Raw genomic sequence first — 10,083 nt, 5'->3', positions numbered from 1 at the left:
AGGAAGATGTTGAAGCGTATATCCGATATTACAATCAGATCAGGCTTCATACATCAAACGGTGATTGCTCTCCAATTGAGTTTGAGCAGTCCACAATAAATGTGTCTTATGCTGCTTGACCAGAACAAAAGGAGCCGGATGCTTTTTTAGGACACTTTAGGGATAAAGTAGCGCAACGAGGATGTTGCATTAAGGATAAATAAAACAGGGAATGTTATTCATGGATGATCTCTCCCTGCTTTACTTTTTAACTTCTTTTTCTAGACCACCTGAATAATTACGAAATCCGTAATCAAGGAAGAGTGACTGCTATTGATGCCAGTATTTAGCCATTGTCGGTTTACTACTTAATTTGCTTTGTTTGTTTGAAAAATCATCCTTAATTTAAAGTACAGTTAATTAGCTAAATAGCATAAAATATATCTAACTTAAAACTGTTCAGAAAACACAGGTAACACAGGTAAAAACTAAGTATATGGCTAACATTGATTCCCTAAACAAAACCTTAAGTCGTGATATACAAAGTATAATAGACGATAAAACTAAACCTACTGGTTCATTAGGTCAGCTTGAACAATTAGCGCTACAACTGGCACTAATTGGCCAACAAAAATATCAGTGCTTTTCTTCATTGATAAAAATTGATTTAGCAAAGCCGCGTTTGCTCATTTTTGCTGGTGATCATGGTATTAATGATAACAACCTCAGTATTGCGCCAAGTGCGGTAACAGGGCAAATGGTCAATAACTTTTTGCACGGCGGTGCTGCGATTAATTGTTTTTGTCGTAGTAATAATATTCTCTTTAATGTTATTGATTGCGGTATTTTGTCAAAGGTGGAAGTCAGTGATAACTCTGGCGACTTGTTAATTGAACAGCGCTTAGGTGCGGGTACTGCTGACTTTTCCAAGCAAGCAGCCATGAGTATGGCTCAAGTGAAATCTGGTTTAGCTTATGGTCATCAATTGGTAGATAAAGTATCGCAGGAAGGTTGCCACTTGCTCCTGTTAGGAGAAATGGGTATTGCTAATACCAGTTCAGCTTCTGCCATTATGGCAGCATTAACTGAGTATAGTGTTGAAGAGTGTGTTGGAACTGGAACGGGAATTTGTCAGGAACAATTAGAAAATAAAGTACGTTTGATAAAACAAGCGCTCACGAGATTACCCGACAACTGTATGGATGTTGATACTATTTTAAGTGAAGTAGGTGGTTTTGAAATAGTACAAATGGTTGGCGCAATTTTAGCCGCTGCAGCTAAAAGTTTACCCGTAGTTATTGATGGCTTCATTGTAAGTGTTGCGGCGCTTGTAGCGCTATCTTTGAATAAAAATGTTGCAGACTACCTCATCTATGCACATATCTCGCAAGAAAAGGCTCATCAGTTATTATTGGCTAAGATGATACCGCAAGATAATATTAAGCCATTATTAAATTTAGGCTTACGGTTAGGTGAAGGTACTGGTGCGGCATTAGCATTACCCTTAATTCAAGCCGCGGCAAGTTTTTATAATGAAATGGCCAGTTTTGAAACTGCTGGAGTTTCGCTGAGTGAATAACCCTGAAGTTAAACTAAAAGCCCATGACAATATTCAGAAAATAATGGGTGAACAGCTTAACCTATTTTACTTAGCGTTAAGCTTCTTTACTCGCATACCAATACCACAAAATGTACGCTACTCTGCTGAACTACTTAATAAAGCAAACCGTTACTTCTCTTTAGTTGGCTTGTTATTAGCGAGTATTTTAGCTGTGTGCTATTGGCTTATCAGCCAAACATTACCTATTAACGTTAGTGTGTTAGTAATCATGGCGTTAAGTTTACTGCTTACGGGTGCCTTTCATGAAGATGGTTTGGCTGATATGGCTGACGGTATTGGCGGTGCTTTTAATGTTGAAAAACGTTTAGCTATTATGAAAGATAGTCGAATAGGTACCTACGGCAGCGTTACATTAATCTTGGCGCTAGCACTAAAATTTTCATTATTGTTTTTTTTAGCCGAACAGGATGTTTTTATTTTGATTTGTGCTTTGTTTTTAGGTGCGTCATTGTCTAGAGCGTTAGCGGCAAGTTTAATAAGTAGCTTGCCCTATGTTAGTGAGCAAAGCAGTAGTAAAAGTAAGCCTTTAGCGCAAAGCCAATCAAAACAGGAATTATTGATAGTTGTTATTATTGGCGCTTTGCCCTTGATATTATATAGCTGGTCAGTGGCACTCAGTTGTTTATTGATCTTGTTGATCTTTAGGCAGCTTTTTAGTCGTTGGTTATTGGCTAAAATCGGCGGTTTTACCGGAGATTGTTTAGGAGCCGCACAGCAAATTGCCGAGCTGTTGATTTATTTTGTGCTCGTCGCTTTTCTTCAAACATAGTTAATTTTATTAGGATATTAGGTCTTTGATACACTTTATTTTAGGGGGAGCACGCTCCGGTAAGTCTTGTTATGCTGAGCAACAAACCCTACTACAAGCAGGAAATAGTCATCAACCAGTATATATTGCTACAGCAACTGCCATTGACAATGAAATGAAGACAAGAATACTTAAGCATCAGCTTGATCGCACTAGTATATGGGAGCTAATTGAGTGTCCAATAGATTTAGTTTCTTGCTTAGAAAATGCGAGTACAGACAAAACTTATTTGCTTGATTGCTTAACCTTATGGCTTAATAATCTACTGTTTTTAGAGGAAGGAAAACAGCAAGTAAACATGGTTGACTCATCAGTATTAGAGCAAAAATTAAAAAATGAAATAGACCTTTTTATTGCGGTATTAAGAAAGCATTTTACTGATACCGATCATAACATTGTGATTGTCAGTAATGAGGTGGGGTTAGGAGTAATTCCTATGGGAGAAACTACGCGATTATTTGTTGATCATTGTGGTTGGCTAAATCAAGCTATTGCTAAAATTTCCCAGCGAGTAACGCTTGTCACTGCGGGCATCCCCCTAACGTTAAAATCATAAATTTCTCAAGGTACTAGCCATGATCGAAATAAGTTTAGTAAGGCATGTAAAAGTAGCAGGGGCTCCGGCACTCTATGGTTCAACGGATGTAATGCCTAGCATTGAAGAAAATAAGCTTTTACTAACGAACTTAACTGCATTTCAACAACAAGGTAATGCTTACGACTTAGTGATTACTTCACCGTTAAAACGTTGTCGAATTGTTGCTAAATTGTTTGCGGAGCAAAATAAAACTCCCTTGCAGTGCATAGATACTTTGCAAGAAATAAACTTTGGCGACTTTGATGGCATTCCTTTTGACGACGCTAGCTTTTCAATAGGCACAGCTTTAGGTGCTAAACACTGGGCAATGTTAGAGCGTTTTTGGCAATCACCAGCTACTGCTACTTTACCTCAAGCTGAAAGTTTAGCTGATTTTAACCTGCGAATTGTGAGTGCTTGGAGCGAGCTTATTGAGTCTTGTTACAAGCAAAGTGATGGTGTTGACCGACCAAAACGAATTCTATTATTGGCCCATGGCGGCGTTATTAGGATTATTTTGGCACAAATATTACAACTAGACTGGCAAAACCCTGTACTGCATCAAAGTTTGCAAATTGCTAATGCTAGTGTAAGTCAAATTACAGTGACTAGGCCTTTTGAAAAATCGGACCTCAATCATTATCAAGTTAACTTTATCGGCTTACCCGTAGTTAATACTCCTTGATCTAAAAAGACTTAGATATATAGTTACTTCTTAATGACTTAACTGTTGCCATCGAACTATCTTTATTTTCTTGATACCTTTGATAATAAAAACCACCAATACTTAATTGGTGGTTTTGTATGTTGGGATAAAATTGAAGCTATTTAAGTCATGGTGCACGTAGTATATGGCGTGGCAGATTCTCAGGTGAAAAGCTGCCGTTGCATAACTGAAGTAATAAGTATTTATTTACGGTAACTTACCGTAAATAAATACTGAGCTGGCTGACCAGTATAATTGTTATTAGTAACATAGTCTTTATCAAACAAGTTGTTCACTTTCAGTGCTACAGACCAATCAGTTGTGACTTGGTAAGCAGCACTAACATTTACTAATGTGTGACTAGGTAGTGTCACTGTCCCTGGCCATTCACTATCTTCACGTTCACCTAGATAGTTTACGCTGGCTAGTAAGTTTAACTTTTCCCAACTTTTACTGACTTGATAACTTGCGGTATGTTTAGCACGGCGAATTAAGGGCTCATTGGTATCGCTATCTTTAGCATCTAAATAACTTAATTGAACTTGATGATTTAGTCCTAAAAAAGCTGAATCAAGCGTTAACTCAGCGCCATTAATTTCAGCTTTATTGACGTTAACTGGATGGTAGGCAAAATTTGCATCAGGCTGCCATTCAATTAAATTTTCAATTTCTGTGTCAAAAATACTTAGCTCAATATTTACGCCTGAAAATTCACTTTTTATTAATAACTCTATACTGTCTGATGTTTCGGCAACTAAATCAGGGTTACCATATGATAAACCATTATTAGGGAAATATAAGTCATTAAAGCTTGGTGCTTTAAAACCACTACCAAAATTTAAACTAACCAGTGAGTTTTGAGCAAAGCGAAAACCTGCACTCAAGTTATAAGTGACTTCACTATCAACTCCTTCAATATCGTCATAACGTAAAGCACCATCTAAAATAATAGTGTCGTTATCAAAAGCGAATCGTGCAAAAGCGGCTTTATTATCACGTTGCGTTACGTCATAGGGCGTCTTTGAATCAACCTTTTCATCAATGAAATCAAAGCCAATATTTGTAGTTAATTGCTTGGTTAGTTGTAAACCGACTAACCAACTTGCTTGCAAACGTGTTGTTTCGAAAAAAGTACCGTCTTTTTCAGGAATACCATTGCCAAAAGATCTGCTTTCATTTATCTGTTGTCCAATGAATAAGTTTTGGTTCCAATCCCCTTCATCTTGGCTTGCTGATAGTTGCCATTGTTGATTTTCAAAAGAACTCTCATTTGCGCCGCCGTAGGCGTTATCGTAATCACTTTCCCCTTGGTTGTATTTTGCTAACCAATTCAGTTGCCAATGGGTATTGATAGCTTGCTGCCCAACGAAAGATAAGCTTTCTCGGTTATAGCCGTCATCATCATCTTCAGCGCCTTGAAAAACATCATAGCCATCACTTGATTTTGCTGATGCTGTGAAAGTAGTACTACCATCACCATGAGCTAAAGCAGCACTAACACTCAGCTGTTTTTGATTCATATTGCCAAAGCCTAAATCAGCAGCTATTTCGCCAGCAGCTAATTGACGGGTGAATATTTGAATTACTCCGCCAATAGCATCTGAGCCCCATAGCGCTGCTCTAGGACCTTTTATTACCTCTATTCGTTCAATTTGCTCAACGGAAATGTTAGCAAAATTGGTTTGCCCTAAAGTTGCAGAGCTAATACGCTGACCATCAATAATAACTAAGGTGTGACCTGCGTTTGTACCTCGGCTAAATATGGATGTTGTTTGACCGGCACCACCACTTTGTGACATCTGTAGGCCATTTACATCGTTGAGTAATTCGGCAACAGAATTAGCCGATGATAAATTAATATCAACACGGCTGATGACTTTGACGCTGCTAAGTAAATCCGTACTGCTTTGTGAAGTTCGGTTGGCAGTGACAATCATGTTTTCAGTTTCGTCAACGTTATTTGTTGTTTGGTTTGCTAAAGTTAATACAGGTGTTAACGAACTAGCAATGGTTAAAGCTAAAAGTGTTTTTTTCATGTTATGTCTTAATATAGCCATCAAAATAAACACCCTCCGTGAATACTTGATGGAATACCTAATTGGTATATGGTTCTTTCAGGCCGGTCTCCGGACTTAAAGTTTTTGTCTTGAATCAACATAAAAACTTATTACCGTTGCGGGGGCAGCGTTGGAGTCATGTTTATTATCTATTTAGATAAGTAAGTATTCACCAACTTCCCGTTTAATTTGCATTCACTTGTTCCTTACAAGAGCAAACACCTGATTAAATATTCTTAACTTGATTTTTTTAATAACTAAGTTAAGGCTAAATGTTGGTGCGACGATACCTGCCTTGGTGTCGTCACATCAACGGGTTTTTCACTAGGTTTTTTTAATTAACTCCCTAGTTTTGTCGATTTCAACACACAATTTTTTTAATTCTTTTAAGCTGCGCATGGTCATGCGGTGCATGGCGTCAGCATTAGGTTGAATTATTTGTTTGTTAGCAACCGCGGGAATAATGGGCCAATCTTGCCAATTAAAGCCTTCTCTATCAGTCTGATTTACCGATAAAGGTTGAATGATTATTTGAACTGGCGATAACAGTACTTTTTCAATATTAATTTGTGGATAAGCAGCATCAGCTTGCTCAAAGGGGTTTTTTGCTTGGCAAATGTTTAAAAATTGCTGAGGCCAACTGCCTTTTGCTACGGTGGTCAAAGGTCGTGACCACAGTTCATAAAATACCGTGATAGGAGTTTTATTTTGGTATTGGCTGGTTATTTTTTCTAGGTCATTCAGTAGTTGTTGTGCTTTTGTTTCAGCCTGTGTTTTATGCCCCGTTAATTCGCCAAATTCGCGCATTTCTTTAGCGATATCCTCAAAAGAATTTGGCTGCGAGTAAACAATAGTAAAACCAAGTTGTTTTAAACGAGCGAGATCATCGCTAGGATTACCTGTTTTCCAAGCAATAATATAATCAGGTTGTAGCGTGATCACTTTTTCAATTTGCAAACGTAAATAGCTACCTATAACCGGAATGTTTTTGGCTTGTTCAGGATAATCAGCAAAGGAAGTCGTGCCAATAATTTGCTCACCTGCACCTATGTCATATAGCATTTCAACTATGTGAGGTGAAAGCGCAATAATGGTAGGCTTTACTTTTATTTCACTGCTTGAAATTGCGTGTGCGGTGTTGATTAAATTTAGGAAAAAAAGACCTAAGAACAATAAATTTTGGAGCATTTTTTTCACATTACCTTTATTCGCTACTTGGATTTTCGAAATCATTTGTTTTTTTCTAATATCTCCGAGCACCCTGAGCTTGTCGAAGGGTCGAAGGGTCGAAGGGTCGAAGGGCAGATTGCTTACCAGTCAATTCCTTTTTGTGCTTTGATACCATTATCAAAAGCATGTTTCACTGATTGAACTTCACTAACCGTATCAGCTAAATCGATAATAGCTCGGTGGCAAGCACGCCCTGTAATAATCACGTGTTGGTTAACCGGCCTATTTTGCAGGGCATGGATAACTTCATCTAAATCAATGTATTTATAGCTGAGCATGTAGGTTAATTCATCAAACAAAATCACATCCACATTAGTGTCTTTTAATAATTCTTTACTGCGTTGCCAAACTTTTTGTGCTGCAGCAATATCTTGTTCTTTATCTTGTGTATTCCAAGTAAAACCTGTTGCCATCACATCAAAACTAACACCCGCGTTTTCAAGTAAAGCTCGTTCGCCACATGCCCATGTACCTTTAATATATTGTACAACAGCAGCATTTAATCCATGCCCCACGGCGCGAGCAATTGTGCCAAAGCCAGAGGTGGACTTACCTTTACCGTTACCGGTAATTACAATGAGTAAACCGCGTTCTTCTTGCGCATTATCAATACGCTGATCTACTTTGTCTTTGAGGTTTTGCATACGTTTTTTATGTTGTGCACTTTTTTTATCTGAATTTTTACCTGAACTTATGTCTGAATTTTTATCTGTCATGTTTTTGTCCTTTGTTATTCGCAACTATCAATTAGTATTTCTTGTGCGAACCATAATAAAGAGGAAAAATATACTGCCTAAAGCGGAAGTAATAATACCAATAGGAATTTCTGCATCTGCTAAAGCTGAGCGAGCAATAATATCAACCCAGATTAAAAAACTGCCGCCAATAAAAGCACTACCTATAACTAGTTTAAGTGTGGTTACGCCAATGATCTGGCGAACAATATGAGGGATCATTAAACCAACAAAGCCGATGCCACCACAATATGCCACGATAGTTGCGGTAAGTGCAGCACATAGCCCAAGCATTAATAGCCTTAATTTATCTACATTGACGCCTAAACTTGCTGCGCTTTCATCGCCTAGCAACAAGGCATCTATATGTCTGTGTAAGGCAATAATAGTAACAATGGTAATTATCAATACGCTGGCAATAACGTAAAAATTATTCATCTCAACGCGAGATAAACTACCCATTAGCCAGAAAATCACTCGGTTTGTTGCAAAAGGTTCACCGAAATAAAGGATGAACTGTGTGAGTGAACCCAACATAAAAGATACAGCAACCCCTGCGAGTAGCAGCTGCTCCATGCGCTGTAGCACTTTCGCAATAAATAATACGATGGTAATAGCAAATAAAGCGCCGAGAAAAGCAGCAAGGGGAAGGGCAATATTTAGATGCTCTCCTAATGAAAGGTTAGCAATGGTTGCGCCTAAACCAGCACCCGACACAATACCAAATAGATAGGGATCAGCTAATGGGTTACGAGTGGTATTTTGTAAAATAGCGCCAGCAATCGCAAGCCCCATGCCTGCAACTAATGCCACTAATACCCTAGGAACACGTACTTGCCAGATCACCATTTGGCTAATTTGATTATCGCAATTACCGAGTAAACATTGCACCACTTGGTTACTTGTTATGTCTGCAGGGCCAAAGTGCAATCCTGCTATGGCAGAAGCAAAGGTTAACAACAGTAATGTAATGAGAATAAAGAGTAATTTATTCATCTTGAGCGCCTACGCTTATTGTTGAATCTTGTTTATGTGGCAGAGAAAAAAATATTCGAGGCTTTGGTGAAGTAGGATCTTGCTCTGTCGCTCTTTGTTCTACTTGGCAAGGTAACTTAAACACCGAACTCAACTGTGATTCTGTTAGTACGTCAACAGGACTACCATCGGCAATTAATTGACCTTGATTGAGTAGCAATAAACGTTGACAATATTGACTGGCTAAATTGAGATCATGCACTGTCATGATCACAGTAACTTTTAATTGTTTAACTAAGTCTAATATTTGGTGCTGATAATAAACATCTAAGTGATTTGTAGGCTCATCTAAAATTAAAATTTTTGCTTGTTGTACTAGAGCACGGGCAATTAATACCCTTTGCTGCTCGCCGCCAGAGAGTTGATTAAAAGCCATTTTTTCAGCATGAGCCAAACCGACTTTAATTAGCGCGCGTTTTACTTTCTCTCTATCGTGATCATCATCTAAAGCGAACAAGCCTTTATGGGGTAACAAGCCCATTTTGATAATGTCGATAACGGTTAATGAAAAGATGGCTTCAGCTTTTTGTGCCACAAGGGAAAAGTGTTGAGCTAGTTGTTTGGTACTATAGTGGTTGATTTTTTTGTTATTGAGATAGATCGAACCGTTAAGAACAGCACCGCGAACATTTTGTTGCTGATTAGTGATACAACGTAGCAAGCTAGTTTTACCAGCACCGTTAGGACCAATAATACCAAGAACCTCTCCTTTATTAACGTTAAAAGAGATGTTTTTTAAGATGCTTGTAGTGTTAATTGACCAGCTTAGCTGATCAACCTGTAATTGTATTGGCATAGTGTTCTGGTGTTTTCCCGCACGCAAAAAATTGGTTGATTGTTAGTGTACTTGACGGGCTAGATATCTGACTTATCATTTTGTTTTATCTAAATAAAATAACGATTTACAGTTGCGGGTACAGTTGAGGAATTCTTTATTATGACTATTGAGTCGAGTAAAGGCACCTCATTTCCTAGCTAAGAATTAGATTTTACGCTGAGCTAAACTAATTAGCAAGCTTTAGATGTTTAGATGGCTATTTGTTTTAATCCAGTAAAAACTCATTAATCGTATTTTGAATCAATATAGGTGTTGAGATTATGGATGTTAAGTCAATATTAGCGCTGTGAAACAGAATAATGCTAACGATCACTTTGTGCGCAAAGAAGAAGCTTCGAGTGACTAAATTAATACTTCGGCTCCTAGCCACAAGAACTAAACCGCTTCGCGGTAATGGTGTCCTTGGCAAGCACCGCATACTCCTATAACACATTCACTTTTTCCTACACTAAGTTTTGAGGCATGTCGCCTCATCTTAGATTGGAGAATATCCCATGA

General features: G+C 38.1%; 10 protein-coding genes and 1 riboswitch. Of the genes, 5 read left to right on the top strand and 5 right to left on the bottom strand.

What is annotated here, in order from left to right; all coding sequences use genetic code 11:
• From DWA31_RS01515 to DWA31_RS01495, 5 genes are all read left to right on the top strand, one after another.
• The coding region (locus DWA31_RS01515) for an IS3 family transposase (RefSeq protein WP_136037966.1) at positions 1–119 on the top strand (119 nt) is incomplete at its 5' end.
• Between the two features lie 356 nt (positions 120–475).
• On the top strand, positions 476–1,558 hold the full coding sequence (gene cobT / locus DWA31_RS01510; RefSeq protein WP_114324913.1) for a nicotinate-nucleotide--dimethylbenzimidazole phosphoribosyltransferase: 1,083 nt from the start codon (positions 476–478) through the stop codon (positions 1,556–1,558).
• Positions 1,551–2,369 carry an adenosylcobinamide-GDP ribazoletransferase gene (locus tag DWA31_RS01505; RefSeq protein WP_245942429.1) on the top strand — a complete coding sequence of 273 codons (819 nt, stop codon included), beginning with the start codon at positions 1,551–1,553 and terminating at the stop codon, positions 2,367–2,369. Before cobT ends, DWA31_RS01505 begins: the two co-directional genes overlap by 8 nt.
• A 25-nt stretch (positions 2,370–2,394) precedes the next feature.
• On the top strand, positions 2,395–2,964 hold the full coding sequence (gene cobU, locus DWA31_RS01500) for a bifunctional adenosylcobinamide kinase/adenosylcobinamide-phosphate guanylyltransferase (protein ID WP_114324912.1): 570 nt from the start codon (positions 2,395–2,397) through the stop codon (positions 2,962–2,964).
• Positions 2,965–2,983: 19 nt separating this feature from the next.
• A complete protein-coding gene (locus DWA31_RS01495; protein WP_114324911.1) occupies positions 2,984–3,670 on the top strand; it encodes a histidine phosphatase family protein in 687 nt (228 codons plus the stop codon).
• 224 nt (positions 3,671–3,894) lie between these two features.
• On the opposite strand, the gene DWA31_RS01490 is transcribed toward DWA31_RS01495, so the two are convergent.
• From DWA31_RS01490 to DWA31_RS01470, 5 genes are all read right to left on the bottom strand, one after another.
• Positions 3,895–5,727, bottom strand: a complete 1,833-nt coding sequence (locus DWA31_RS01490) for a TonB-dependent receptor domain-containing protein (protein WP_168427267.1) — start codon at positions 5,725–5,727, stop codon at positions 3,895–3,897.
• Positions 5,728–5,791: 64 nt separating this feature from the next.
• Positions 5,792–5,989, bottom strand: a riboswitch (cobalamin riboswitch).
• A gap of 83 nt (positions 5,990–6,072) precedes the next feature.
• The gene (locus DWA31_RS01485) at positions 6,073–6,981 is read right to left on the bottom strand and encodes a cobalamin-binding protein (protein ID WP_245942428.1); all 909 of its coding nucleotides are present in this window, start codon (positions 6,979–6,981) and stop codon (positions 6,073–6,075) included.
• 77 nt (positions 6,982–7,058) lie between these two features.
• Positions 7,059–7,694, bottom strand: a complete 636-nt coding sequence (gene cobO, locus DWA31_RS01480; RefSeq protein WP_114324909.1) for a cob(I)yrinic acid a,c-diamide adenosyltransferase — start codon at positions 7,692–7,694, stop codon at positions 7,059–7,061.
• 27 nt (positions 7,695–7,721) lie between these two features.
• Positions 7,722–8,708: a FecCD family ABC transporter permease gene (locus DWA31_RS01475; protein WP_114324908.1), complete on the bottom strand. Its 987-nt coding sequence runs from the start codon at positions 8,706–8,708 to the stop codon at positions 7,722–7,724.
• Positions 8,701–9,543: an ABC transporter ATP-binding protein gene (locus DWA31_RS01470; protein WP_114324907.1), complete on the bottom strand. Its 843-nt coding sequence runs from the start codon at positions 9,541–9,543 to the stop codon at positions 8,701–8,703. Before DWA31_RS01470 ends, DWA31_RS01475 begins: the two co-directional genes overlap by 8 nt.
• Positions 9,544–10,083: the final 540 nt, after the last annotated feature.

The sequence above is a fragment of the Candidatus Colwellia aromaticivorans genome, assembly GCF_003333305.1.
GTDB lineage: Bacteria > Pseudomonadota > Gammaproteobacteria > Enterobacterales > Alteromonadaceae > Colwellia > Colwellia aromaticivorans.
This window is presented reverse-complemented; position numbering and strand designations above follow the sequence as displayed.

What these genes read in the sequence shown, in the direction of transcription:
- cobT (WP_114324913.1), top strand. Translation starts at nt 476, where the DNA reads ATGGCTAACATTGATTCCCTAAACAAAACCTTAAGTCGTGATATACAA.
- DWA31_RS01495 (WP_114324911.1), top strand. Translation starts at nt 2,984, where the DNA reads ATGATCGAAATAAGTTTAGTAAGGCATGTAAAAGTAGCAGGGGCTCCG.
- DWA31_RS01490 (WP_168427267.1), bottom strand. Translation starts at nt 5,727, where the DNA reads ATGAAAAAAACACTTTTAGCTTTAACCATTGCTAGTTCGTTAACACCT.
- DWA31_RS01485 (WP_245942428.1), bottom strand. Translation starts at nt 6,981, where the DNA reads ATGATTTCGAAAATCCAAGTAGCGAATAAAGGTAATGTGAAAAAAATG.
- cobO (WP_114324909.1), bottom strand. Translation starts at nt 7,694, where the DNA reads ATGACAGATAAAAATTCAGACATAAGTTCAGGTAAAAATTCAGATAAA.
- DWA31_RS01475 (WP_114324908.1), bottom strand. Translation starts at nt 8,708, where the DNA reads ATGAATAAATTACTCTTTATTCTCATTACATTACTGTTGTTAACCTTT.
- DWA31_RS01470 (WP_114324907.1), bottom strand. Translation starts at nt 9,543, where the DNA reads ATGCCAATACAATTACAGGTTGATCAGCTAAGCTGGTCAATTAACACT.